This window comes from Nocardia sp. NPDC059691 (assembly GCF_042733915.1).
Taxonomy (GTDB): domain Bacteria; phylum Actinomycetota; class Actinomycetes; order Mycobacteriales; family Mycobacteriaceae; genus Nocardia; species Nocardia sichangensis.
In genome coordinates this window covers 113,956-139,019 of the sequence record NZ_JBHWFB010000003.1, presented here as the reverse complement: position 1 = coordinate 139,019, position 25,064 = coordinate 113,956, and the positions used below count along the sequence as shown (strand labels likewise).

Here is a 25,064-nt window from a genome sequence, read left to right as displayed (position 1 = left end):
GCCGCCGGAGCGGGACGGGGACGACGCGGGAATGAATTCGACAGTACTGCGGCCGGCGGACACCGCGGCGTGGCGGCGTGATATCCGCCGCCCCGCGGCCGGAGTCGTCGGCGCCGCGCTGCTGTTCGCGGCGGTCGGCTGCGGCGGTGGCGCGGACTCGGTGGGGCCGGACCTCTCGGCCGCTCCCACCGATGTGCGGTGGCAGCCGTTCCAAGGGGTGCCGCTGCCGCACACCGGCCAGGGACCGCGGTCGACGGCCGACGGCGCGGCGACCGGTTTCGAGCACTCGCCGCGCGGCGCGGCCATCGCCGCGCTGACCCACTCGGTGCGGCTGGCCGTGGCGGCCGATACTCAATGGGCGAAAGTCGCCGCCGCGGAGCTGGTTCCGGGCCCGGGCAAGGACGAATGGGCGGTCAACCGGGTGCAGCTGTCGATCACCGGCCCGGCGGGCCCGGAGTTCGCGCCCCGTTTGCTCGGCTACAAGATCACCGGCTACTCGGAGTCGCGGTCCACCGTGGACGTGTACACGGAGTACTCCGACAGGTCGAAGGCGGTGCACCACACGGCCGTGGAGTGGTTCGGCGACGACTGGAGATTACGGCTGCCGGATCCGGATTCGACCGCGCGACCTATCGATTCGATCGACGCATTACCTACCGACATCGTGAAAGTGGAGGCACCGACGTGAGCGACAGGGAGTCGTACGCGCGCGACCGTGTCTCCTTCGGGATCGTCGCCTCCGCCGCCGTGCTGGCGCTCATCGTGGTGGTCGGCATCTTCGTTTTCGTCAGCCGTGACGACGAGCCGGTCGCAGGCGCGCCCGCCGTCGCCGAGGGCTCCGGCGGCACCGGCTTCGCGAGCCCCGAGCTGGACATCCTCGGCAGGCGGGTCGACATCCCGAACAACGCTGCCGGGCAACCACTCGCGCAGGACCCCTCCCGGCAGCGCAAGCCCAGCGACGCGGACTGGCTGACCGCCGCGCCGGAGGGTACCGCCGAACCACACGGCTGGCAGCGGGTGTACGGCGCGTCCGTCCCGTTCTCCACCTCCGACGGGCCGACCCGGATCGAGGACGACTTGGCCGTCGGGTACTCGCACACCCCGCAGGGCGCGGTGCTGGCCGCGGCGCAGATCACCTATCGGCTCAACGCCCGCCCCGCCCACCGTGACCTGTACGTGCGCCAGGTCCGGGTCTCCGCCCAGCAGATCGCCGCCTACGACAAGGCGCTGGCCGACTCCCGGCTGCCGAAGCAGCAGCCGGAAAAGGTGACCCGCTACTTCGTCGCCTCGGACGCGTTCAAAGTGGATGACTACGCCGACGATCTCGCCATCGTCCGGTTGGCCACCAGGGGCCCGGTGATCGACGGCAAACAGCTGTGGGCGGCGACGCGTCTGGCCATGGTGTGGGACGCGGGCGATTGGCGCCTGAAGCCCACGACCACCAACAACGCCCAGACCGAGTACGTCGAGTCGTTGCAGGGGTGGACGCGATGGTGAGTCGTAGGAGGTCTTCCGATCGCATGCCGCCTGCCGTGCTGGGCGCGGGAGCGGTACTGGCCGTGGCGGTGGCCGCGGTCGTCACCGTGTTCGCGGTCCGGGACGACGACGCGGCAGCCGGCCAGGTGTCGCAGACGACGGCATCGGCCGATCTCTCCGGCGCACCCGGTCCGGGGCCGTCCTTCGCTGGAACGGGTGCGGACTCGTTCGGCCATCGTTTCGATGTCCCGAAAGACCCTGCCGGGCAGGCGCTCTCGCAGTCGGGCGAGCCACGGACGCCGACCGATCCGGAGTGGCAGACCGGCGCGCCGGGCGGGACGAACCAGCCGGGCGGTTGGCAGCAGGTGTACGGCGGCCCCGTGGTTCCGTTCTCGACGACCGATGGACCCGCGCGCGTCGACAACGGTGTGCCGACGGGGTTCGCCAAGACCCCGCAGGGCGCTGCCCTGGCCGCCGAGCAGATCTACTGGCGGACCGTGGCCCGGCCCACCGACCACACGCTGTGGCAGCGGTTGGTGATACTCACGCCCGAGGAACTCGCCGACCGGGAGCGCAAGATCGCCGAGGGCAAAGTGCCCGACGTCTTGCCGGAGAGCGTCAAACCGCTGCTCTACGCGTCCGACGCATTTCGAATCGAAAGCTATGGTGACGATTTCGCTGTTGTTCGTGTCGCCCGCAAGACCCGTGAGTTCTTGCACGGTGGGCGAAGTTGGGTGGCCATGAGACTCAACGTGGTATGGCGTGACGGTGGCTGGAGATTGAAGTCGTCCGCGGGCGACACGCAGCCGCTCGAAACGATCGGTTCGATCGATGGGTGGACACAATGGTGAGGCGGCTAGTCACAATCCTCGCGGTCATCTTCACGGTGATGATCGCGACTCCGACCGTGGCCTACGGCCAGACGTACGGCTTCGACGATACGTGCAACGAGATCCACGACAGCCTCGACGGCCTCGGGCTGCCCGGCTTCACCCTCGGTGACGCCGCGTCCGCCGCGTGCAAGGCGGGCAATGCCGCCTCGCATCCCAACCAGGCTGCGACGGCGGTGAAGGACAAGGCCTGGGACTCCACCTTCGGCAAGGTGGTCGATTCGCTGATGAACGGTCTCGGCGAGGCCATCATCCTGGCGTTGACCTTCTGGATGAAGGTGCCCAACGAGGCGGTCAGCGATTCCGGTTCGTTGTTCACGAAGATCAACGACTACACCTACCAAGCGCAGATCCTGCTGCTGATAGCCTCGGTGATCCTCTCCGGGGCGCGATTGGCCGAAGCCAGACGCGGGGCCGCGATGAACGAGGCGGCCGAATCGTTCCGGATGTTCACCCGTGTCGTGTTCAGCTCCTGGATGCTGGGCGCGGTCATCGTCGCGGGCACGCAGGCGTCGGACCGCTTCGCGGAGTGGATCATCGACGACTCGACCAACGGCAATGCCAAGGACCTCGCCGAGCTGATGGTGAAAACCAGCAAGCTGCAGGCCTTTTCGCCTGGCTTGGTGCTGATCATCGCGATCGTGGGCCTGCTCGGCGCGCTCGCGCAGATCGTGCTCGCCATCGTCCGGCAGGGACTGCTGGTGATCGCGGCCGGTGTGCTCCCGCTGGCCGCGGCGGCCTCCGGCATGAACATCGGCAAGCAGTCCTATCAGAAGCTCATCGGCTGGATCATCGCCTTCATGTTGTGGAAACCGGTGGCGGCGATCGTCTACATGATCGCGTTCACCACGGCGGGCCACGTCGACTCGCTCACTCCGACCAGCGGCTTGCCCGACGGTGAGCAGGCCCAGCGCATGCTGGTGGCGATCGTGCTGTTGTGCAGCGTGGCATTCGTGTTGCCCGCGCTGATGCGACTGGTCACTCCGGCCGTCGCGATCGTCGGCAGCGGCGGTTCGGGTTTCACCGCGGCGGGCGGCACCTTGGTCGGTGTGGCTGCTCTCGGCGCCATGGGCACCAAGGCGGTCGGCGTGAAGGGCACTGCGGCGCCGGGCCGGGCAGGCTATGTGAGCGGCAGCGGCACCGGACCGCGCCCGGGCGGCGCGGGCGGACCGCGTGGTGGCGGCGGCGCACCTCGGCCGACGCCGCCGCGCGGTGGCGGCGGCCCCCAGGGCGGCGCGGCTCCGCGCGCCTCCGGACCTGCGGGCGCGGCCGGGGTAGCGTCCGGAGCGGCCAGGACGGCAGGCCGGATCGGCGCGGCGCGCGCCGCGAGCGGTGGGCTGAGCCGGGCCGACCAAGCCATGGGTGACGTCGCGGGCGATCGCTGGACGAACCGTTCACCCGACCTCGGGAGGAGCACCATTCCGCGATGACAATCACCGACACCTACGAGCGCCGCTCGTACGGGCTTTGGCAGAAGCCGCGCAGCGCAGGCCTTTTCGGCTTGCGCTGGGAGGAAACCGTGCTCGGCTTCGCGGTCGTGATCACGGCGCTGATCACCGCGATGGTCGGCGGCTTCCAGTGGGGTGTGATCGTCGGCGGCGTCGGTGTCGTCGTGATGGTCCCACTGGTGTGGCGGACCGGAGGTCGTTCGGGCTACGAGACGGGATTGATGATGTTCAACTGGATGCGCTCGCGCAGTCGTGGCGAGCACGTGTACCGCGGTGGCCGCTTCTCCCGGATCCCCGGCGGCGTCACCCGTTTGCCGGGCCTGCTCGCGCCCTCCAAGTTGTATGAGGGCATCGACGCGGGTGGCTACAGCTTCGGCATGATCCACTTGCCGCAGTTCGCCCAGTACACCGTGGTGCTGCGCGCGTGGCCGCAAGGTCATGAGGCGGTGGACCAGCCCGTGATCGACCGGTGGGTGTCGGCGTGGGGGACCTTCCTGGCCTCGGTCGGACAGACCAGCGACATCGTCGCCGTGGTGCCGGTGATCGACACCGTGCCGGAGACCGGAAACCGTTTGCTCACCGAGGTTTCCACGATCACCAGGCCCGAGGCGCCCGAACTGGCCCAGCAGGTGATGTACGAGTTGGCCACGGAACTGCCGCAGGAGCGCGTGCAGTTGCTGCCGCGGGTGGCTATCACGTTCAAGGCCACCACCGCCGAGCGCCGCAAGAACCCGGCCGAAGAAGCCGTGGAGATCGGACGGCGCCTGCCCGGCATCTGCGCCGCGCTGGCGGAAGCCGGTGTGCGCGCTCAGCCGATGTCGGCGGACGAGGTGATCTCGTTCATCCGCCGCAGTTACGATCCGGCCTCGCAGGCCGACCTGGAGGTGGCCGCGGGCGAACCCGAAGGCCACGGCCTGGACTGGGCGGACGCGGGCCCGGTGTCCCACGACGAGAAGTGGGATTACTTGGTGCACGACGGTGGCCGGTCGGTCACCTGGGAAATGGATGCCGCCCCCGAGGGCGCGGTCGACGAGCGGGTGCTGCAGCGGCTGCTCGCGCCGAATCCCGAAGTGCCGCGCAAACGTATCGCGATCGTGTACCGTCCGCACTCGGCCGCCGACGCCGCCGAGATCGTCGACGACGATTTCAAGAACGCGTTGGTGGCCCAACAGAGCGAACGCGGAGTCGTGTCCGCGGCGGCGACGCTGCGGGTGGGCGCGACTCAGCAGGCCCGCGAGGAGCAGGCCAGGGGTCACGGTGTGACCCGCTTCGGGGCGCTGGTGACCATCACCGAGCCCTTGCGCGGTGACCTGCCGCGCATCGAAGCCATCACGCGCGACCTGTCGACCCAGGCGCGCTTGAAGATTCGGCGGTGCTACCGCTACCAGGCGGCGGCCTTCGCGGCCTCGCTCGGTTGCGGGGTGATCCTGCCGGAACACGCGACAATTCCGAAGGCACTGGCGGGGTGAGCGATTCATGGCACGCGACTACGAGCCACCCGTGCGGGAACGGGACGAGGACGCACGCCGCAGGCGGCTCGAACAATCCGGCCGGGACGAGTGGGGACAGCGGCCGGAACGGCGGCGCCCCACACGGGACTCGGCGCGGGTGAACGGCGAGGACCGGCTGGGCGTCGACACGACCGACCGGCGAGCGGGCGAGCGTCGCGCTCGACCGGGCGCGGGCCGGTCCGACGGCGTGCGCGCCGACCGGGGGCACACCGAACGCTCCCGCGCCGAACGGAACCCGCGTATGTCCCGCGACGCGGTCACCGAGCGCATCGCCGCACGACCGGAGCGCAACGGCGCCAAAAACGGTCGCGTGGCACGGCCCGCGAAGGTCGATTACACCGCCGACCGCGCGATGGGCAGCCCGTACACGGACAAGGCGGCCCGTCGCGCGAAGGCGAAAGCCGATCGGCGCAAGCAATCCGGGCCACCGCTGCTCGACGACGCCACCCGTGCCAAGCTGGAGATGCTCGCCAGGGAGGGCAACGGCCTGCGGGCGGCGTGGGCGCAGTTCCGGGTCCGCACCGACGACATCCGCCGCCGCAACTACGCGGCCCGCGCGGAGCAGACGATCGAGGACGGATTCGACCGCAGCACAGCGCAACTCACCGACCGCGGCTACGCGGGCGCGGGCGGCGGCCGGATGAACGTGGTCGGCCGCCCGGTCGAGTACCGTGCCACCACGGCCCAGGTCGCCGGTCTGTGGCCCTGGTCGGTCGGCGCGGGCGCGCCGCTGATCGGCACGCCCCTCGGTTCGCATCTGCACACCGGCGCGCCGGTCTGCTTCGACCCGATGAACTGGTTCATGCGCGGCAGCTTCATCACCGCCCCCAGCCTGTTCGTGCTCGGCCTCAACGGTTTCGGCAAGTCCTCGCTGGTCCGCCGCATCGTGCTCGGTGGCATCGCGCAAGGGATCACGCCGTTGATCCTCGCCGACGTCAAACCGGACTACCGGAAGATGGTCGAACTCGTCGGCGGCCAGGTGATCGATCTGGGCTACGGGCACGGCAAGCTCAACCCGCTCGCGGCGGGCGTGCTCGGCGCGGTCGTCCCGCGACTGGAAGAGTTCCCGGCGCTGCAGCTGCAGGTGTTGCAGGACCTGCGGGCCAGGCAGGTGACGTTGATCGCGGGCCTGGTGGAACTGGTACGCGGCGATCGTGTCCGCGATTACGAGGAGACCCTGATCGCCACCGCGCTGCGCATTCTCTATCGGCCGGGCAGCGGGTACACGCCGGACAAGCCGCCGATCATGGAGAACCTGCTCGAGGTGATCGTCGGCGGCGGCGAGGAATTGATGCTGGACGCGGGCGCCGACGACACCGCGGAGTACCAGGAGGCGATCAAGGGGCTGCGCCGCTCCCTACGCGCGCTCACTCAGGGACCGTTCGGCGCGGTCTTCAACGGCCAGACCACCGTGCCGATCGATACCAGCGCGGTCGCGGTGTGCATGGACGTCTCACACATCCCGACCGGCGACAAGAAGCTCAAAGCCGCGGTCATGCTGGCCTGCTGGGCCGACGGGTTCGCCTCGGTCGAGGCCGCGCACGTGCTCGCCGACGCGAAACTCGGTCCGCAGCGCTATTTCCAAGTGGTGATGGACGAGCTGTGGCAGGTGCTCGGCCTCGGTGACTTCATGGTCGACCGCGTCGACGAGCTCACCCGCTTGCAGCGCGGCATCGCCACCGCGCTGATCATGATCAGCCACACCATCAAGGACCTGCAGGCGCTCGGATCGGAAGCCGCCATCGCGAAGGCGCTCGGTTTCCTCGAGCGGGCGCGCGCCAAGATCTTCGGCGCGCTTCCGGCCGAGGAGATCAAACGGCTCGACAGCACGGTTCCGTTCACCTCGGCCGAGGAGGAGATGGTGACCGGATGGTCCGCGCCGCAAGCGCTGACCGGCGAGGCGCTCAAACCGGGACAGCAGCGGCCCTCCCCGCCCGGCACCGGCAAGTTCCTGCTGAAAATCGGTGAGGATCGCCGCCCCGGTATCCCCTTCCACATGGAATTCACGCTGTCGGAGAAGGAAAGCGGGATCCACGACACCAACCAGCGGTTCAGCGAGTTCACCGAATCGATCTCGCGGGGAACGGATTCGCCGGGGAGCGCCGCATGATGCCGCACCGGTCCTACCGACGCGTCTCGCCGGAGGTGCGTCAAGCGGCGGTCGAACAGGTCATCGCGCTGACCGGCAAGCTGCGCAGTGAATCGGAGGCCTGCCGCGTGGTCGCCGAGCAGATCGGTGTGCACACGAACTCGGTGCGCAATTGGGTGCGCGCGGCCGAGGGCCCCGGTCTGGAGCGGATGGACGCCACCGCGCTGCGGCGCAAGGTCGCACTGCTGCAACAGCAGTTGGCTGCCGCCGCCGAGATGAACCGCACGCTGGCCGACACCCTCAACGAGACTCGGCGCCGCACGTGAACCCGGGCTGCGCGCGGCGCGATGCCGGAGTGCGGCGGTGAGCGGCAAATCCGTGTTGTGGACGGCGCTGGGCGCGGTGCTCGGCCTGATGACCATCGTGCTGGTCATCGTCATGCCCGCCGTCGACGACGCCTGTGAGGGCGGCTCCGTGCTCGGATCGCAGTCGGTGCTTCCGCCGCTGGGCGGTTACCCGCCGGGCGATCGGCGCGCCGCCGCGACAACAGGTTCCGGCGCGAGCCGACCCAATCCGGCCGCGACCGCCACACCCTCACTCGCGGCGGGAGTCGGCCCGCTGCGCCGCACGTTGCCGATGGCCACCGGAACCTTCACGGTGTCGGACACGTTCGGCGCGCGGGGTGGCGCGCACAAGGGCGTCGACCTGGCCGCGCCGGACGGTACGCCCATCTTCTCGGTCTCCGACGGCCGCGTCGTCGCCGCCGGTCCGGCATCCGGATTCGGCAACTGGATCGTCGTCGACTCGGTGGACATCAACGGCCGTTCGTACTCGGCGGTCTACGGCCACATGTGGGACTCCGGCGTCCTGGTCCGGCCGGGCGACACGGTGACCGCGGGGCAGCACATCGGCGCGGTGGGGTCGGCGGGCGAATCCAGCGGTCCCCACCTGCATTTCGAGATCGTCCCGGGCGGCCGATTCACCGGCGGACGGCAGATCGACCCGCTGCCCTGGCTGGACGGTGCGCCGACCCCGGATGTCGGCGGTGCGCGAGCGTATTCCAGCGATCCACGCTGCAGCCTCGGTTTCGGCACCGCCGGTGGCGCGCTGGCCGCGGGCAAGGTGCCACAAGAACTGGAGATCTGGTACCGCCGTGCGGGTTCGATCTGCCCGCAGATCACGCCGTCGCTACTGGCCGCGCAGGGCAGGCAGGAATCCGGTTTCCGGCGCGGCGCGACCTCGCCCGCCGGTGCGCAGGGCCTGGCCCAGTTCCTGCCGACCACCGCGGTGAGCATCGATCCCGACGACGGTCAGCCGTACGTGATCGATGCCGACGGCAACGGCGTGGCCAGCGTGTGGGACGACGGGGACGCGATCGTCGGCCAGGGGCGTTACATGTGCGCGATCGCGCACCAGATCCAGCGGTGGCAGGCCGAGGGCAGGGTGCAGGGCGACATCGTCGCTTTGACGCTGGCGGCGTACAACGCCGGCGAAGGCGCGGTGCTGGCCTCGGGCGGCATGCCGAACCAGCTCGCTGCGCACTACGCCGAGACCCAGCCATACGTGCGCAACATTCTCACCATGGAAGCGCAATACCGAGCGCCGGGTTCGCTCGGCCGGTTCACCCCTGGGCAGGGTTCGGCCGGCGACCAGATCGTCCAAGCCGCGCACGAGTGGCTCGGCACGCCCTACGTGTGGGGTGGCGGGGGACCCCAAGGACCGAGCGGCGGGGGGTTGGACGGACCGGGTCTGACCGCGGCGGCGGTGTTCGCGGCGTCCTCCGGCGCGGTGACGTTGCCGCGCACGGCCGAACAGCAGTGGGAGGCGGGCGCGGAGGTGCCGATGAGCAAGGCGCAGCCCGGGGATCTGGTATTCAGCTCCTTCGGCGCGCGTGGACCCGCGCAGGTCGGCGTCTATGCGGGCAACGGCCGGATGATCCAGTCGGTGCCCGGCGCGGACGTCCGATCCGGCGGCGGCGTTTCGGAAGTCGCGGTGCCAGGAGACGGACGGGCGAGGAGGGTGCTGTGAGCGTTCACGGGCGCGAACACACGGCGGCGGGACTGCCGCGACGTCCCGGTGTGCGGCTAGCCTGGATGGACAGAGCAAATGCACGCGCGAAACTGGTGGTGATGCTGGTGGTGAGCGTCGCGGTGCTGGGTGCGGCCTGTGGCCGGACGGACCGCGCGGACTCGGGATCCGATGCGGCGCATTCCGCTACGTCCACACCCCGGTTGCTGGAGGGCGTGCCCGCCCCCGACCCGGTGACGCCGGACGGCGTCGCGGTCGCGGCGTTGCGGGAAATCTACAGTTGGCAGCCCGCCACCGAGACCCAGGGCGAGTCTCTGGGCCGAGCGCGGAAGTTTCTCGGCCCCAGCCTGATTCGTATGCTGGATGCGACGCCGACCGCAGTGCAGACGCCGAAGTCGACACTGCAGTGGGCGGATTGGGCGAGGGAAGGGGCGCATGTGGAGGCGTTCACCTTCGCGTCCGGCGAGAAGGCTCCGGCCCTCAGTGATCCGAACGTCCAGCAGTTCAAGATCGGGATCGAGCAGACCGTCGTCCATCCGAACGGACGCAAGGAGCCGCTGCCGCCCGCGACGGTGATCGCCACCGTTGTGCGCACACCCGACGGCTGGCGGCTCGACGCATTCCGCTGACCACTCGCTTTCCGTACCGGACGGCCGACCCAGGAGGGACACATGGCGAAGAAGAAAAAGGTGACGGATCCGGCCATCCCCGGACCCGATGTCAGCCTGCTACTGACCTACGCCGGCTTCGCGATCTTCGGAACCCTCTGGCTCGCGCTGCATCTGGGCAACATGCTCGAGGGCAGCCCGCAGAAGGTTCCGTTCAACCCGATCGCCATCGCGGCCGATCTGGCGCGAGGAAGGCTGCGCTGGCCGGGCGCGGCGACGGCGATCGTGCTGCTGGTGATCCTCAGCGTCGTAGCGTATCTGGTGATCCGCAAGGAGTTGCAGAAGCGCCGGTCCAAAGGCAGGTTGCCGGTCGACGACAAGGCCGACGTGATGGGCAACGGCGGCGCGATCTCGATGCTCACCGAAGCGGGCGTCCGGGAGAAGGCCGAGCAGCTGGGGGTGAGACTCGGCTACGACGACGCTCCGGGCGTGCCGATCGGCGTTGGTGTGGCCGACGGGGTGATGCTCTACGGTTCGTACGAGGATCTGCACCTGGACATCTGGGGTCCACGTCAGGGCAAGTCGACCTCCAGGGTCATCCCGGCGATCCTCAGCGCGATCGGCCCGGTGCTGGCCACCTCGAACAAGCGCGACGTGGTGGACGCCACCCGCGACGTGCGGGAGTCCAAGGGAAGCCCCACCTTCGTCTTCGACCCGCAGGGTGTCGCGGGTGAAGAGCCGACCTGGTTCTGGGATCCGCTGTCCTGGGTGGACGCCAAGCGCGAAGGTTGTGAGATGCGCGCGGCGCGGCTTGCGGGGCACTTCGCCGACGGTGACGACGGCCGCGACACGAAGACCGACGCGTTCTTCGATCCCGAGGCCGAGGACCTGCTGGCCGGGTTGTTCCTCGCCGCCGCCGTCGGCGACCGCAACGGCAGCAGGCCGATCGTGCAGGTCTGGGAGTGGGTGACCAATCCGCAGGACACCGAGCCCATCGAGCTGCTGCGCGCCGCCCGCCATCACTACACGGCCTCGGGCCTGTCCTCGCAGTACAACACCGATCCGCGCACGCGCAGCGGCATCTTCGGCACGGCCAAGAAGATGATCCGCTGCCTGAAACTGTCGAACGTGCATCCGTGGATTTCCCGGGGCGGCGACCGCAGGGAATTCGACGAGCTGGAGTTCCTGGAGAACAACGGAACGCTCTACAGCTTGTCGCTGGAGGGCCGCGGTTCGGCCGCGCCGCTGGTGAGCGCGCTCACCGAGGCGGTGGTGGACGTGGCGATGCGCAAGGCGTCGCAGTCGGCCGGTGGGCGCCTGGCGATCCCGCTGCTCGCGGTGCTGGACGAGGCGGCAAACGTGGTGCGCTGGAAGGATCTGCCCAAGCAGTACAGCCACTTCGGCTCCCGGGGCATCGTCGTGATGACCGTGCTGCAGTCCTGGGCGCAGGGCGCCCGCTGCTGGGGTGAGAGCGGCATGAACGCGTTGTGGTCGGCGGCGAACATCAAAGTGCTCGGCAGCGGCGTGGACGACACGAAGTTCCTGCAGGAGCGTTCGGACGTGCTCGGCGAGTACGACGCGATCTCGCAGTCGGTGTCCGAATCCAAGGGCGGCAAGAGCTACTCACGCTCGCTGGGCTCGTCCAAGACGTTCTCGGTCAACGGTCTGGCGACGCTGCCGCGTGGGCGGGCCATCCTGTTCCCGTCCGGTGCGCCACCGGTGCTCATCCGTACCGTGCCGTGGTGGGAGGGTGAGTACGCTTCCGACGTGAAACAGTCCATCTCGCACCATGATCCGCAGCGCAAGACGCAGATCGCGGACGTCATCGGTTCGCCGTCGCTGAGCAAGTCGACGCCACCGCCGGAGTACGGCCAAGTCGAGGAGGTCCGGCCGCTGTGAACGAACCGCAGCAGAACATGCACTACGCGAACGTGGTCGAGTTCGTCGAGAACTATCTCAGTGTGATCTACCGTCGGCAGGTCACCGATCTCAGTGACACCGTGTGGTGCCCGGAGTGGTGGCAGCACGCGGAGGCAATTGCCCGGCTGGACGCGTTATGGCGCGCTTGGGAGCACTACCGCCAGGACGGAGCGACCGGACTGAGCGTCTGGTTCCTGGATCATGCCGATCCGCATATGGCGAAATTGTTCGATCCCAAGGGACCGTTCAAGTATTGCAGTGTGCGCAACGGTCATAAGGACATGCTCAACCCGCTGCCGACGAAGGCGCCGCAGAACGGCATGTTCAGTGACCCTACGATCGGTAACTTCCCGCCGTAGTAGCGATGCGTCACGGCGATTCTCGCCGAAAGGGTTCGGAACGGACGAGTGCCCGCTGGATCATCCAGCGGGCACTCGTCCGTCTCGTGCTATCGCGTGCGCTCCAAGCCACGGGGATCCTGTTCCCGTCCTGCCCTGGTAACCGCGGGCGCCTCGCCGGGGCGGGTGCGTACGGCCTCACCCGGCGGCTGTGCCTGCCCTACTTCGATCAGCATCCGCACCGCGGCGAGTTCCGGCGCCACACCCATTTTCGCGAGATGTGCCGCGATCGCCATCCGGCGTTCCTGGGAGTCGTACTGCAAGGCCGGCTTGGCGGCGGCGGCATTGGCCGCCATCCGTGATGCCTCGGCCTGCGCGGAGAAGCGGTCCTTCTCCAGGGACACACCCTTTTCCGGGATCGGCTTCTCGATCAGCCGGGCCAGCTCGGTGTTGCGCGGGTCCTTGGCCTTCGCGTCCCTGGCCTCCCGCAACTGCAGTTCCTTGGCCTCTTTGATCCGGGCCTCGGTGAGCTTGACGCGCGCTTCGGCTTCCTTCTGACCACGCTCGCGGGTACGCAAGGCGACGAGCGTCGCAAGCTGCAACATTGTCCTCATCATGGCCGCGGTTTCCCGGCCGATGTCGTCCAGTTCCTCGGACATGGCTGCTCCCCGATGCTGCGGTGATCACTATGGATGATGGTGGTGCTTCGTTACGGACGCCGCCACGCGAACTGTAGTCCCGTGCAGCGGGTCCCGCCTGCCAACGTGGACACCCGAAGAACTTGCGGCGTGGCACTTCCTGCCCGGGGATAGCCCGGCCGAGGCCGCAGTACGCTGCAAGAACTCCTTGTTTCGAGGTTACCTGACAAAGGTCGGCACAATCGCACGAGCGTGCTGCTTTATCAGCATATATCGCACATTTCCGGCGTGTCTTCGGGCGCGCCGGATGATCTTCGGGCTGAGGGCACCCTAACCGAAGAAAGGTTCCACTATCCGCACTTCGGCTGCAGGGACGTGAATACGGCTCGGGCCCGCGGCCGGAGACGGCCGCGGGCCCGGATCCGCACTCAGCGGTCGATGCGCACCGACTGGATCGTGACCGGCTGTTTGGGCTTCCCGTCCCCGGGGCCGTTGGAGTCGTCCTGGCCCAGCGCGGCGATCTTGTCCAACGTGCCGAGGCTGTTGTCGTCCACGGTGCCGAAGATCGTGTACTGCGGCGGGAGCAGGGAATCGGAGTACACGATGAAGAACTGGCTGCCGTTGGTTCCCGGCCCCGCGTTGGCCATGGCCAGCACGCCACGCTTGTACGAGATCGGCTCCGAAGTCGCCGCCGGATCGTTCGCAGCGTACTGGTCGGTCGGGTATTCGTTGTCGAACTCGTAACCGGGCCCACCCATTCCGGTACCCGTGGGGTCGCCGCACTGCAGGACCTTCAGGCCCTCGCCCGCGGTCATGCGGTGACAGCTGGTGCCGTCGAAGTAGTTCTGCGCCGCCAGACTGACGAAGCTGTTCACCGTGCACGGCGAATCGGCGTTGTTCAGGGTCAGCCCGATCGGCCCCTGGCTGGTGTCCATGCTGACGCTGACCTTGGCGTCGACGCCGGTGGTGGGGACGGGGCCGGCCTTCGGCTTGTTCACCGGCTTGTCCGCGGGCTTGGCGCTGTCGCGGTAGGTGCAGTCGACCGTCGCGGGCTTGGCCTTCGCGGAGGGCGGGGCTGCCGCGGCGGGAGTGCTGGAAAGCGAGGCGTCGGCGGCATCGGAGCTGTTGCTGTCGTCACCGCGGGTCAAGAAGTACACCCCGGTCACCGCGGCGACCACGACGACGACACCGAGTACCGATCCGGCGATGGTGAGTTGCTTGCGCTTGCGCGCCCGCTCGGCCCGGTTGGCGAGCTGACGTTCCAGCTTGCGTTTCGCCGCTGCTCGTCGCTGTTCGTTGCTCGGCACTACCACGTTCCTCCCGTATCCGGTTACATCGGGATAAGAGTGTGCCATTTCTACCTGAGACTGTTCCGCAACCTTCCTGAGAGTCGGTTCGGGGAACCGGTTGGACTTGCGGTGCCGTAGTGGTGAAAACTGGAGCATCGTGACCAAGACCAGCAGCTTCTCCGCCCCGAAGGGGGTACCGGACTACGTGCCGCCCGGCTCGGCAGAGTTCGTCGCGGTGCGCGACGGCCTGCTCCGCGCCGCCCGACTGGCCGGGTACGGGCATATCGAGCTGCCGGTCTTCGAGGACACGGGCCTGTTCGCCCGTGGCGTCGGCGAGTCCACCGACGTGGTCACCAAGGAGATGTACACCTTCCCCGACCGCGGCGACCGCAGCGTCACGCTGCGTCCCGAGGGCACGGCGGGCGTGATGCGCGCGGTCATCGAACACGGCCTCGATCGCGGTCAGCTCCCGGTGAAGCTGTGCTACGCGGGTCCCTTCTTCCGCTACGAGCGGCCGCAAGCGGGCCGGTACCGCCAGTTGCAGCAGGTGGGCATCGAGGCGATCGGCGTCGACGATCCGGCGCTCGACGCGGAGGTCATCGCGATCGCCGATGCCGGGTTCCGCGGCCTGGGCCTGGACGGATTCCGCCTCGAGGTCACCTCGCTGGGTGACGAGACGTGCCGCCCGCAGTACCGCGAACTGCTGCAGGATTTCCTGTTCGGACTGCCGCTGGACGAGGAGACGAAGCGGCGCGCCCAGCTCAACCCGCTGCGCGTGCTGGACGACAAGCGGCCCGAGGTACGGGAGATGACCGCGAACGCGCCGCTGATGATCGATCACCTGTCGGAGTCGGCCAAGGCGCACTTCGAGCAGGTACTCGGCCACCTCGAAGCGCTGGGCGTGCCGTACGTGGTGAACCCGCGCATGGTGCGCGGCCTCGACTACTACACCAAGACCACGTTCGAGTTCGTGCACGACGGTCTGGGCGCGCAGTCCGGCATCGGCGGCGGTGGCCGTTACGACGGTCTCATGGCCGAGCTCGGGGGGCAGCCGCTGTCGGGTATCGGATTCGGCCTCGGCGTCGACCGGACCATGCTGGCGCTGGCGGCCGAGGGCAAGTCGGCGGGCAACCCGGCGCGCTGCGAGGTGTTCGGCGTGCCGCTGGGCGACGCCGCCAAGCAGCGGCTTGTAGTGGTCGCCGCGCAGTTGCGCGCGGCGGGTGTCCGGGTCGATCTGGCCTACGGCGGGCGCGGTGTGAAGGGCGCGATGAAGGCGTCCGACCGTTCCGGGGCGAAGTTCACCCTCGTGCTCGGCGATCGTGACCTCGCGGAGAACACCATCGGGCTCAAGGACATGGCGACCGGTGAGCAACGGCAGATTCCGCTGCTCGAGGTGGTCGGCGTGATCCGGGAGTCGCTGGCCGGGTAGCGGGGCGGCGGGTGCGCGCTGCCCGTCGAGTTTCGCGGCGCGCCCGCCGCGCGCACGGTACTGTGCGTCGAACCCGTCGTCGGCCGGGCGACGGGAGCAGTAGCGTGACCGGCGCGCACACCACCGCCGCCGGAGTCGCGAGAGGGCGGAGTAGTGTCCACGAATTCTGATGACCAGCGGGCGCTCGCGCCGGTGGGCCTCGATCTGGTCGCGCCCGAGTTGTACGCGCCGATGTTGCGCCGCCTCGCGCTGGCCGCGTCGGGTATCGGGGTCGGCGCGGCGTTGCTGGCCGCGACCGTGGTGAGCTGGCCGATCGCCGCGGCGGTCGGCGTCGTCGTCGGCGCGCCGACCGTCCTGTACGCCGTCGCGCTGCGTCGGCGGCGAATGTGGTTGACCGGCACGATGATCCACGCCCGCAGACTGTTCGGTGAACGGCGGGTGGAGATGTCGGCGGCCACCGGGGTCGAGGTCCTGGTGTTCCCGGCCCGGTTGAGCCGGATCGCTCTGCGGGTCACCGCCGGTGAGGTCTCCCAGGTCGTTCCGCTGGCCATGTACACCGACGTGGGCAGCGGCCGCGAATTGCACCTGGTCGGTTTGCGCAGGCTCGCGGACGCGCTCGCCGCCAGTCGATTGGCCGCGGCCGTAGCGGTTTCCGAGATGCTGGTGCGGCAGTTGCGGGCCGAGGCGCGCGACGCCGGGCTGGAGGAACGGCCGCTGTATCGCGCCGTGCGGCTGGCGCGCGCCAAGGACGCGGTTTCGCCGATCGTGCTGACCGACAGCGAGGTCGCCACACTCAGCTGACCCCGCGGTTCTCCTCCGGGGCCGGGGCCGGGCGGGCGCACGAGTCACTGTCGCGTAGCTCACCGTCGGCCTTCGGCGGCGGTGAGAGTGGTTAGGGTGGGCAACAGAAGTCCGCCTACCGCAAGGAGTTCGTCGTGAGCACCGCCGCTGGGACCGTGACCGTCACCGTGACCGGAGCCGCGGGCCAGATCGCCTACGGCATGCTGTTCCGGATCGCTTCCGGCGCGATGCTCGGCCCGGACACACGCGTGCGTCTGCGGCTGCTGGAAGTCCCCGCCGCGGTGGCGTCGCTGGAGGGCGTCGCGATGGAACTGGAAGACGGCGCGTTCGGGTTGCTGGAGTCCGTCGACATCAGCGACGACCCGTGGATCGGCTTCGCTGGCGCCGATATCGCCCTGCTGGTCGGCGCGCGGCCGCGCACCGCCGGGATGGAACGTTCGGATCTGCTCGCCGCCAACGGCGCGATCTTCACCGAGCAGGGCGCCGCGATCAACGCCAGCGCCGCGGACGACGTGAAGGTGCTCGTGATCGGCAACCCGGCCAACACCAACGCCTTCATCGCCATGAGCAACGCACCGGACGTGCCCGCCGAGCGTTTCACCGCCATGACGCGGCTGGACCACAATCGCGCCATCGCGCAACTGGCCAAGAAGACCGGTGCGCCCGCCGCCGACATCGCGCGGGTCGCGATCTGGGGCAATCACTCGGCGACGCAGTACCCCGACATCGCGCACGCCACCATCGCGGGACGTCCCGCCCTCGACCTGATCGGCGATCCGGCGTGGCTGACCGAGCAGTTCGTGCCCACCGTGCAGCAGCGCGGCACCGCCATCATCCAGGCGCGCGGCGCGTCCTCGGCGGCGAGTGCGGCCAGCGCCGCGATCGACCACATCCACGACTGGGTGCGCGGCACGCGGCACGGTGACTGGGTTTCCATGGCCGTTGCCTCGGACGGCTCCTACGGCGTGCCGGACGGGCTGATCAGCTCGTTCCCGGTCACCTGCGCGAACGGCGAGTACACCATCGTGCCCGACCTGGCGATCGATGCTCTGGCCCGTCCCCGGATCGATGCGTCGGTCGCGGAGTTGGTACAAGAGCGCGACGCCGTCGTCGACCTCGGTTTCGCCAAGCGCGCCTGACCGGCGCCGCGAGCGTCCGCCCCGCAGAGCCGGTCAGGCGCGGCCAGCTATCCGACCGTCCAGGTTTCGGATCCGGTGAGCAGGGACTGCAGCGATTCGGGACCGACGGGCTTCCGTTCCCGCGCCGTCTCGATCTGGTAGCGCACCGCGTCGTCGTAGGTCGGTCGAGAGACGCTGCGGAAGATACCTGTGACCACGTGTTCGAGCCCTTGATCGGACAGCCGCGACAACGCGTAGGCGTACTCCGGGTCGTCGGCGAAGGCGTCGTGCACCACGATATCGGACTCCGCGACGCTGTCGGCCCGGGCCACCGCGAGCCCGAAACCCCGTCGTATCACCGCGAATTCGCCCTCGGTGCCGAATCGGATCGGCTCGCCGTGCCGCAGCGGGACGAGATGGTCGGCGGCGTTGTCCCGGCGCAGCGCGTCGAACGAGCCGTCGTTGAAGATCGGGCAGTCCTGCAGGATCTCCACGAACGACGTGCCCCGGTGTTCGGCGGCGGCGCGCAGCACCTCGGTGAGTCCCGCACGATCGGAGTCGAGCGCGCGGGCGGCGAAGGTCGCTTCCGCGCCCAGCGCGACCGACAGGGTGTTGAACGGGTGGTCCACCGAGCCCATCGGGGTCGACTTGGTGATCTTGCCCTGTTCCGAGGTGGGCGAGTACTGGCCCTTCGTCAAGCCGTAGATCCGGTTGTTGAACAGCAGGATCGTCATGTTCACGTTGCGGCGCAGCGCGTGGATGAGGTGGTTGCCTCCGATGGACAGCGCGTCGCCGTCACCGGTCACCACCCAGACCGACAGATCGGGCCTGCTGACCGCCAATCCGGTCGCGATCGCGGGAGCGCGACCGTGGATGGAATGGATGCCGTAGGCCTCCAAGTAATACGGGAAGCGGCTGGAGCAGCCGATCCCGGACACGAACATCAGGTTCTCCCGGCGCAATCCGAGTTCCGCCAGGAAGCCGCGCACAGTCGCCAGGATCACGTAGTCGCCGCAGCCGGGGCACCAGCGCACTTCCTGATCGGAGGTGAAGTCCTTCACCTTCTGCGGTCCGTCCGCGGACGGCACCCCGGATACACCGGTGAGTCCCAGATCGGTGCCGACCAGTGAGGTTTCCACGATGGTCATGCGATACCCCCAGACATCCGATATGTGGCTGCCTCGCCTGCGCTGGGCTGTGGACGGCCTTCGTCCGGCAGTGTTCTATAGGTGGCCCGCGCCCGTGCGGCGAAGACCTTGTTCTGTTCCAGCTCCTCGATCGACCCGTCCAGCGCCGCGTCGATGACCCCGACCAGCTCCTGGGCGGAGAACGCGGTGCCCGCGATCTTCGTCCACGGTCGCACGTCGACCAGGTACTTCGCCCGTAGCAGCGTGGCGAGCTGGCCGCCGTTCATCTCGGGCGCGACCACGACGCGATAACGGCGCAGTACCTCCCCGAGGTTGGCGGGCAACGGATTCAGATGCCGTAGATGCGCCTGGGCGACCGGCACACCGCGCCGCCGCGCGCGACGGCACGCCTCGCCGATCGGGCCGTAGGAACTGCCCCAGCCGATCAGCAACAGCTCGGCGGTGCCGTCCGGATCGTCCACCACGAGATCGGGCACCTCGATGCCGTCGATCTTGGCTTGACGCAGGCGAACCATGAGTTCGTGATTGGCCGGGTCGTAGGAGATGTTGCCGCTGCCGTCCGCCTTCTCGAGGCCGCCGATGCGGTGGGCGCGGCCCTTCGTGCCAGGGACGGCGAGCGGCCGGGCGAGCGTGTCGGGATCGCGTGCGTACGGCTGGAACGGGTCGGTGTCGTCGCCTTCCGGTTCGAACGCCGGGTCGATCGGCTCCAGCTCCGACACCTGCGGGATGGACCACGGTTCGGAGCCGTTCGCGATCGCACCGTCGGACAGCAGCAGCACCGGAGTGCGGTAGGTGAGGGCGATTCGCGCGGCTTCCACCGCGGTGGCGAAGCAGTCGGCGGGGGAGCGCGGCGCGAGCACCGCCACCGGTGATTCGCCGTTGCGGCCGTAGAGCGCCTGCAACAGATCGGCCTGCTCGGTCTTGGTCGGCAGTCCGGTCGACGGTCCGCCGCGCTGCACATCGATCACCACCAGCGGCAGCTCCGTCATCACCGCCAGGCCGATGGTCTCGCTCTTGAGCGCGAGCCCGGGGCCCGATGTGCTGGTGACGCCGAGCGCACCGCCGATCCCGGCGCCGAGCGCCGCGCCGATCCCGGCGATCTCGTCCTCGGCCTGGAAGGTGGTGACGCCGAAATTCTTGTGCTTGCTCAGCTCGTGCAGGATGTCCGAGGCCGGAGTGATGGGATAGGTCCCGAGGAAGACGGGCAGCCCGGCGAGCTGACCGGCGGTGATCAGGCCATAGGCGAGCGCGGTGTTGCCGGTGATCTGGCGGTAGGTGCCCGGCGGGAGTGCGGCGGGCGCGATCTCGTAGGTGGTGGCGAAGCTCTCGGTGGTCTCGCCGTAGTTCCAGCCCGCCCGGAACGCCAGGATGTTGGCCTCGGCGATATCCGGCTTGGTCGCGAACTTCTCCCGCATGAACTGCTCGGTGCCGCCGATCGGGCGCCCGTACATCCAGGACAGCAGGCCGAGGGCGAACATGTTCTTCGCGCGCTGGGCGTCCTTCTTGCCGACTCCGGTCGATTCGGTGGCGCCGAGGGTGAGCGAGGTCATCGGGACGCGGTGGACCACGAAGTCCGACAGTGTCTCGTCGGCCAGCGGATCGGCGGCGTAACCCACCTTGGCGAGGGTCCGCTTGGTGAACTCGTCGGTGTTGACGATGACGGTGGCGCCGCGCGGGAGATCCTCCAGATTCGCCTTGAGCGCGGCCGGGTTCATCGCGACCAGCACGTCGGGCTGGTCACCCGCGGTGAGAATGTCGTAGTCGGCGATCTGGATCTGGAAGGACGAGACGCCGGGCAGCGTGCCTTGGGGCGCTCGGATCTCGGCGGGGAAGTTGGGCTGGGTGGCCAGGTCGTTGCCGAAGGCGGCGGCCTCGTGGGTGAAGCGATCGCCGGTCAGCTGCATTCCGTCGCCGGAGTCCCCGGCGAACCGAATGACGACCTTTTCCAATTTAGCTGTGCCGACATCGTTTTGGTGTGAAACCATATGCCTGCTTCACTTCCTCGTCGCTGAGAGGTGCCATCGCCAAACTACTCCGTCGAACGCGGTGCGCGCCCGTGAAGCGCGCGGACCGGCGAGATTCGGCGGTGCGGGCGTCAGGCGAACAATGCCAGCTGCGCGTCGCTCGCGTGCGCGGTTTCGGCTCGTGTCTCGGGTTCGGGCCGTCCGCGCGCCGTCAAACCGTGCTCCGCCAGCAGCGGAGCGACCCGCGCGCGCAGCCACGCGGAATACTCCGGCGTGACGTAGGCGCCGCGCCGATACAGCTGGCGGTACCGGCGCAGCAGCGCCGGATGGTGCTCGGCCAGCCAGGACAGGAACCAGCCCCTGGTACTGCCGCGCAGGTGCATGGGGAACGCGACCGCCGATCGAGCCCCGGCCTCGGCGATCGCGCCGAAGACCGCGTCGAGGTGGGCGCGTCCGTCGGTGAGGCAGGGGATGACCGGTGCGACCAGCACGTTGACGGCGAAGCCCGCGTCGGCGAGCGCGCGAACCAGGTCCAGGCGGGCTCGTGGTGACGGTGTGCCCGGCTCCAGGCTGTGGTGCAGATCCTCGTCCAGTATCGCGATGGACATCGCGAGACTCACGGGCACCTCGCGGGCGGCCGAGGTGAGCAACGGCAGGTCCCGCCGCAGCAGGGTGCCTTTGGTGAGGATGGAGAACGGGGTGCCGGATTCGGTCAGCGCGCGAATGATGCCGGGCATCAGGCGATATCGTCCCTCGGCGCGCTGATAGGGATCGGTGTTGGTGCCCAGCGCGACCGGCTCGCGGCGCCAGGACCGCCTGCCGAGCTCCTTGCGCAGCACCGCGGCGACATTCGTCTTCACCACGATCTGCGAATCGAAGTCCCGGCCCGCGTCCAGATCCAGATATTCGTGCGTGCCGCGCGCGAAACAGTAGCGGCAGGCGTGCGAACAACCCCGCATGGGATTGACGGTCCATCGGAACGGCACGTTCGCGCCCTCGGGCACCCGGTTCAGGGCGCTCTTGCACAACACCTCGTGGAATGTGATGCCCTCGAACTCCGGCGTCCGCACGGTGCGCACCAGACCGGCCCGGGACAGCCCGGGCAAGGCGCCGTCCTCGGCGTCCAGGGTCTGGCTTTGCCACCGCACCCCTTCAGTCGAACATGTGTTCTAGCAGCTGTCAAGCGATCTGCTCGGTGCCGGGCGGTGTCAGCGCGGACGGGTCGGCGAAGAAGGTGACCAGGTCGCGCACCGTGTCGTCGAGCGGGCGCGGTCGGTAGCCGAGCTCGCGTTCGGCCTTGCCGTGGTCGACCACCGGCGCGGAGATCAGCGCGCCGAGCGCCGCCTTGGAGACGATGTCGGAGTTGAACAGCTTGCCGATCGGCGCGAGTACCGGGATGACGCCGGACACGAGCTTGGGGGAGATGGCGAACCTCGGGCCGCGTTTGCCGCCATGGGTCGCGGCGACGCGGCACAGTTCGAGCATCGAGATCATCGATCCGCCGAGCAGGTAGTTCTCGCCCGTGCGGCCTTTCTCGCCCGCCAGCACCAGGCCCGCGGCGACGTCGCGCACGTCCACCAGGTCGAATCCGCCGCCGATCATGGCGGGCACGCGCCCGAGGGCCGCGTCCTTGAGCGTCCGGTTGATGCGCGAGAGCGGCTTGCTGTGGTCCAGTGGGCCGAAGACGCCGGTGGGATTGCACAGCACCGCGTCGAGTCCCTGGTCGATCACCTTGCGCAGCGCCACCTCGCCCGCCCATTTCGAGCGGTCGTAGACCGGCAGTGCCGGGTCGGTCGACCGCGGCGCGTTCTCATCGATCCGGCCGCCGCAGCTGTACTGGTCGAACGCGTGGATCGAGCTGGCGTGCACCATCCGGCGCGCGCCGACCGCCAGCGCCGCCTCGGCGACCACGCGCACGCCCTCGGTGTTCACCCGCCAGGCGAGATCGTTCTTCTCGGCCAGGGTGATCACCGCGACCAGGTGGTAGACCACCTCGGCGCCGTCCAGCGCGGCGCGCATCGACGCCGGGTCGAGCACGTCGCCACGCAGCCAGGTGACGCCGGGTGCCGCCGGCTCGGCGGGAACGGCCCGATCGATGGCCGTGACCTGGTGGCCGCGCTCGGTGAGGAGGCGGAGCAGATTCGTGCCAAGGTAGCCGGCTGCGCCGGTCACTGCGACCTTCATGGGACAGAGAATATAGAACTTGTTCTAATTTGCAACACGTTCCAGTTCTGCCGGGTTTGCCCGGTGTGCGGCGCGTTCGGGCTCGAAACATGCCGGTCCGGTCCGCTATATTGAGCGCAACCGTAGCGGCCCTTGCCGATTCGGCAGGGAGCAGGCGGATCACCACAACTGCATGACGCTGATCTGTACGACGATTTGGGGGGCAACTCGATGAGTGATCTCTCGGTAGAGACCGAAGCGGTCCGGGCGTTCGCCGCCACGAACGCCGGTATCGCCGGTGATCTCGCGGGGGCGGGCAATTTCGACGCGGTGAAGAACGTTTCGGCGCTCGTCCCGGTGTTCGGCTTGATCGGGGCCGATTACCTGGCGATGTTCGCCGCGGCGCAAGTGTTGCAGGCCAAGGACATCAACGATCTGTCCGCCAAGTACGCCAAGCTCTCGGACTCGGCGTTCAGCGCGGCCGCGGCCTACGACGCGGTCGATTGGTCCAACGCGGGCGCGCTCGGGTCGATCGCGGGCCAGATCGGGGGCGCGGTATGAGACCGCTGGACAGCGGCGTCATCGCGCCGGAAGATCACGCCGTCGCGCACGCGGCCGAACAGAACGTCGCCATCGGCCAGCAGACTGTGCTGGACGCATTGCAGCAGACACCGGCACAGGCGGTGCTCGACCTGCCGCTGCCGCAGTTGCCCGAAGATCTGCCGCCCATCGAGCCGCCCGCATTCGTGCTGTCCCGCAAGATCTCCGAGGATCAGCAGTCGGCCGCCACCGTGCCCGCCGGTCTGCCCGGACTGGGCGGCACACCGAGCGCCGAGGGCGGGCACGGGATCGCGCATGATACGTCCGCGCTGCTCGGGGACACGAACACCGCGGTCGGCCAGATCGGAGCGCCCGCGGTCGAAGCCGCGCTCGATCAGGCGAACGGCGTGCTGAACGGTGCGCTCGCCGCCGCGCCGAGCGCGATCAGCGGCGCGGTGAACCAGGCGGCGGCCGCGGCCGGATCGCTGCCTGCCTTGCCCGCCGATCCGGTGGCCGCCTTGCTCCAGGGTGTCGCGGTGCCCGCGCTGCCCGGCGTCGACGTCCTGATGAAGCCGATCCTGGACCTGCTGAGCAGCTTCGGCACCGGTGTCATCGGCGCGTTCGATCCGACCGCGATCCTCAGCCAGTCCTCCAAGGTCATCGAGATGGCCATGCAGGTCGGCAAGGGCAGCATGAGCACGGTCGAGCAGCTGTGGCAGAGCCAGGCCGCGCGCAACGCACAGGCCACGAGCCAGCAGGCGAACGTGCAGGGACAGGAGACCAGCCAGCGGGGCATCGACATCTCCGAACTCACGCAGCGCGCTGCCACGGTGGTGCAGCAGGGCAACGCGCAACTGCTCGGCATCGCGTCGTCGTTCGCCACCCAGGCGACCGCGCTCGCGCCGGTGATCCTCACTCCGCCCGCCCAGGCGACGCTGATGGCCTCGGCCACCGAACACCTCGGTCAAGCCGTCGGCGTGGTCAACGCCACCCGCGGCGACCTGGCCGGTAAGACCGCCGAGCTCAGTGGCATGGTGCAGCAGCTGGTAGCCCCGGGCGGCGGGCCCGCGCCGCAGGAGGTCGCGCAGGCGCTGGCGGAGAACGTCGGTCAGCCGATCCTGGAGCAGGCGCAGTCGACCGCGTCGGACACCGCGACCAAGGCGGCAGGCCTTGATTCCGCCACGCCGTCGACATCGACGCCCTCGACCACGCCGTCGTCGGTGCACAGCACCTCGCACAGCCCGACCACCAGCCACGGCACGCCGAGCAGCCTGCTCGGCAGCAGCCCCGGCCGTCCCGGCAGCCCGAGCGTGTCGTCGGTGCCCAAAGTCACCGGCCTGCCCGGCGCCACGGTCGCACCGATCCGGCCGGTCGCCGGCGTCCCGGGCACTTCGCTCGGTACCGGCACGCCCGCGAGTACCACACCCGCCGGATCGAGCAGCTTCATGGGCGGCCCCGGCGCCGCGGCGGGGCAGCGCGGCACCGACGAGGAACACTCGCGGACGGTGCAGCCCTACCTGAGTCCCATCGGCAACGACGACCTCACCGGCCCGCTGGGCGAGTCGACGCCGGACGTCATCGGTGCGACGCATTCGGACGAGATCATCAGCTCGGACTACGAGCAGGACCAGTTCTGACGGACGCCGGGTAGGCGAGCCGCTGCACC

General features: G+C 69.1%; 22 protein-coding genes. 16 read left to right on the top strand and 6 right to left on the bottom strand.

Annotation, left to right across the window (positions count from 1 at the left end; all coding sequences use genetic code 11):
* Positions 1 to 31 precede the first annotated feature (31 nt).
* The 11 genes from ACFV2O_RS07745 to ACFV2O_RS07695 are packed head-to-tail and all read left to right on the top strand — an operon-like array spanning position 32 to position 12,329.
* Complete coding sequence (locus tag ACFV2O_RS07745; protein ID WP_379251039.1) at positions 32 to 688, top strand: hypothetical protein; 657 nt, start codon at positions 32 to 34, stop codon at positions 686 to 688.
* Positions 685 to 1,497, top strand: coding sequence for a hypothetical protein (locus ACFV2O_RS07740; RefSeq protein ID WP_379251037.1), 813 nt, complete (start codon positions 685 to 687; stop codon positions 1,495 to 1,497). The genes ACFV2O_RS07745 and ACFV2O_RS07740 overlap by 4 nt, the downstream gene beginning before the upstream one ends.
* Positions 1,498 to 1,520: 23 nt before the next feature.
* On the top strand, positions 1,521 to 2,327 hold the full coding sequence (locus ACFV2O_RS07735; RefSeq protein ID WP_379251035.1) for a hypothetical protein: 807 nt from the start codon (positions 1,521 to 1,523) through the stop codon (positions 2,325 to 2,327).
* Positions 2,321 to 3,796, top strand: a complete 1,476-nt coding sequence (locus ACFV2O_RS07730; RefSeq protein WP_379251033.1) for a hypothetical protein — start codon at positions 2,321 to 2,323, stop codon at positions 3,794 to 3,796. Before ACFV2O_RS07735 ends, ACFV2O_RS07730 begins: the two co-directional genes overlap by 7 nt.
* Positions 3,793 to 5,283 carry an SCO6880 family protein gene (locus ACFV2O_RS07725; protein WP_355070521.1) on the top strand — a complete coding sequence of 497 codons (1,491 nt, stop codon included), beginning with the start codon at positions 3,793 to 3,795 and terminating at the stop codon, positions 5,281 to 5,283. Before ACFV2O_RS07730 ends, ACFV2O_RS07725 begins: the two co-directional genes overlap by 4 nt.
* 7 nt (positions 5,284 to 5,290) lie before the next feature.
* On the top strand, positions 5,291 to 7,435 hold the full coding sequence (locus tag ACFV2O_RS07720; protein WP_379251031.1) for a hypothetical protein: 2,145 nt from the start codon (positions 5,291 to 5,293) through the stop codon (positions 7,433 to 7,435).
* Positions 7,432 to 7,740, top strand: a complete 309-nt coding sequence (locus ACFV2O_RS07715) for a transposase (protein ID WP_039798972.1) — start codon at positions 7,432 to 7,434, stop codon at positions 7,738 to 7,740. The genes ACFV2O_RS07720 and ACFV2O_RS07715 overlap by 4 nt, the downstream gene beginning before the upstream one ends.
* A 37-nt stretch (positions 7,741 to 7,777) precedes the next feature.
* Positions 7,778 to 9,442 (top strand): peptidoglycan DD-metalloendopeptidase family protein, encoded by a 1,665-nt coding sequence (locus tag ACFV2O_RS07710; protein WP_379251029.1) that lies wholly within the window; start codon positions 7,778 to 7,780, stop codon positions 9,440 to 9,442.
* Positions 9,439 to 10,071 carry a hypothetical protein gene (locus ACFV2O_RS07705; RefSeq protein ID WP_379251027.1) on the top strand — a complete coding sequence of 211 codons (633 nt, stop codon included), beginning with the start codon at positions 9,439 to 9,441 and terminating at the stop codon, positions 10,069 to 10,071. The genes ACFV2O_RS07710 and ACFV2O_RS07705 overlap by 4 nt, the downstream gene beginning before the upstream one ends.
* A gap of 42 nt (positions 10,072 to 10,113) precedes the next feature.
* Positions 10,114 to 11,949 (top strand): TraM recognition domain-containing protein, encoded by a 1,836-nt coding sequence (locus ACFV2O_RS07700; protein ID WP_355070529.1) that lies wholly within the window; start codon positions 10,114 to 10,116, stop codon positions 11,947 to 11,949.
* The gene (locus tag ACFV2O_RS07695; protein WP_355070531.1) at positions 11,946 to 12,329 is read left to right on the top strand and encodes a DUF4913 domain-containing protein; all 384 of its coding nucleotides are present in this window, start codon (positions 11,946 to 11,948) and stop codon (positions 12,327 to 12,329) included. The genes ACFV2O_RS07700 and ACFV2O_RS07695 overlap by 4 nt, the downstream gene beginning before the upstream one ends.
* Before the next feature lie 89 nt (positions 12,330 to 12,418).
* On the opposite strand, the gene ACFV2O_RS07690 is transcribed toward ACFV2O_RS07695, so the two are convergent.
* Positions 12,419 to 12,967 (bottom strand): hypothetical protein, encoded by a 549-nt coding sequence (locus tag ACFV2O_RS07690; RefSeq protein WP_355070533.1) that lies wholly within the window; start codon positions 12,965 to 12,967, stop codon positions 12,419 to 12,421.
* 407 nt (positions 12,968 to 13,374) lie between these two features.
* Positions 13,375 to 14,253, bottom strand: coding sequence for a peptidylprolyl isomerase (locus ACFV2O_RS07685; protein ID WP_356961670.1), 879 nt, complete (start codon positions 14,251 to 14,253; stop codon positions 13,375 to 13,377).
* A gap of 139 nt (positions 14,254 to 14,392) precedes the next feature.
* On the opposite strand from ACFV2O_RS07685, the gene hisS reads away from it, so the two are divergent.
* The 3 genes from hisS to ACFV2O_RS07670 all read left to right on the top strand — a co-directional run bounded on the left by hisS (position 14,393) and on the right by ACFV2O_RS07670 (position 17,604).
* On the top strand, positions 14,393 to 15,664 hold the full coding sequence (hisS, locus tag ACFV2O_RS07680) for a histidine--tRNA ligase (protein ID WP_379251024.1): 1,272 nt from the start codon (positions 14,393 to 14,395) through the stop codon (positions 15,662 to 15,664).
* 153 nt (positions 15,665 to 15,817) lie between these two features.
* Complete coding sequence (locus tag ACFV2O_RS07675; protein WP_356961671.1) at positions 15,818 to 16,465, top strand: hypothetical protein; 648 nt, start codon at positions 15,818 to 15,820, stop codon at positions 16,463 to 16,465.
* 134 nt (positions 16,466 to 16,599) lie between these two features.
* Positions 16,600 to 17,604, top strand: coding sequence for a malate dehydrogenase (locus ACFV2O_RS07670; RefSeq protein ID WP_379251022.1), 1,005 nt, complete (start codon positions 16,600 to 16,602; stop codon positions 17,602 to 17,604).
* 47 nt (positions 17,605 to 17,651) lie between these two features.
* On the opposite strand, the gene ACFV2O_RS07665 is transcribed toward ACFV2O_RS07670, so the two are convergent.
* From ACFV2O_RS07665 to ACFV2O_RS07650, 4 genes are all read right to left on the bottom strand, one after another.
* Entirely contained in the window at positions 17,652 to 18,731 is a 1,080-nt protein-coding gene (locus tag ACFV2O_RS07665; RefSeq protein ID WP_379251020.1) for a 2-oxoacid:ferredoxin oxidoreductase subunit beta, read from the bottom strand.
* Positions 18,728 to 20,716, bottom strand: coding sequence for a 2-oxoacid:acceptor oxidoreductase subunit alpha (locus ACFV2O_RS07660; RefSeq protein WP_379251018.1), 1,989 nt, complete (start codon positions 20,714 to 20,716; stop codon positions 18,728 to 18,730). The genes ACFV2O_RS07665 and ACFV2O_RS07660 overlap by 4 nt, the downstream gene beginning before the upstream one ends.
* A gap of 110 nt (positions 20,717 to 20,826) precedes the next feature.
* Entirely contained in the window at positions 20,827 to 21,843 is a 1,017-nt protein-coding gene (locus ACFV2O_RS07655; RefSeq protein ID WP_379251016.1) for an Rv2578c family radical SAM protein, read from the bottom strand.
* A gap of 31 nt (positions 21,844 to 21,874) precedes the next feature.
* Positions 21,875 to 22,879, bottom strand: coding sequence for an NAD-dependent epimerase/dehydratase family protein (locus ACFV2O_RS07650; protein WP_379251014.1), 1,005 nt, complete (start codon positions 22,877 to 22,879; stop codon positions 21,875 to 21,877).
* 210 nt (positions 22,880 to 23,089) lie between these two features.
* Between ACFV2O_RS07650 and ACFV2O_RS07645 the strand changes: the two genes are divergently transcribed.
* Together ACFV2O_RS07645 and ACFV2O_RS07640 are read left to right on the top strand one after the other, a co-directional pair.
* Positions 23,090 to 23,419 (top strand): type VII secretion target, encoded by a 330-nt coding sequence (locus ACFV2O_RS07645; protein ID WP_040867626.1) that lies wholly within the window; start codon positions 23,090 to 23,092, stop codon positions 23,417 to 23,419.
* Positions 23,416 to 25,035 carry a hypothetical protein gene (locus tag ACFV2O_RS07640; RefSeq protein ID WP_379251011.1) on the top strand — a complete coding sequence of 540 codons (1,620 nt, stop codon included), beginning with the start codon at positions 23,416 to 23,418 and terminating at the stop codon, positions 25,033 to 25,035. The genes ACFV2O_RS07645 and ACFV2O_RS07640 overlap by 4 nt, the downstream gene beginning before the upstream one ends.
* The last annotated feature ends 29 nt before the right edge of the window (positions 25,036 to 25,064 follow it).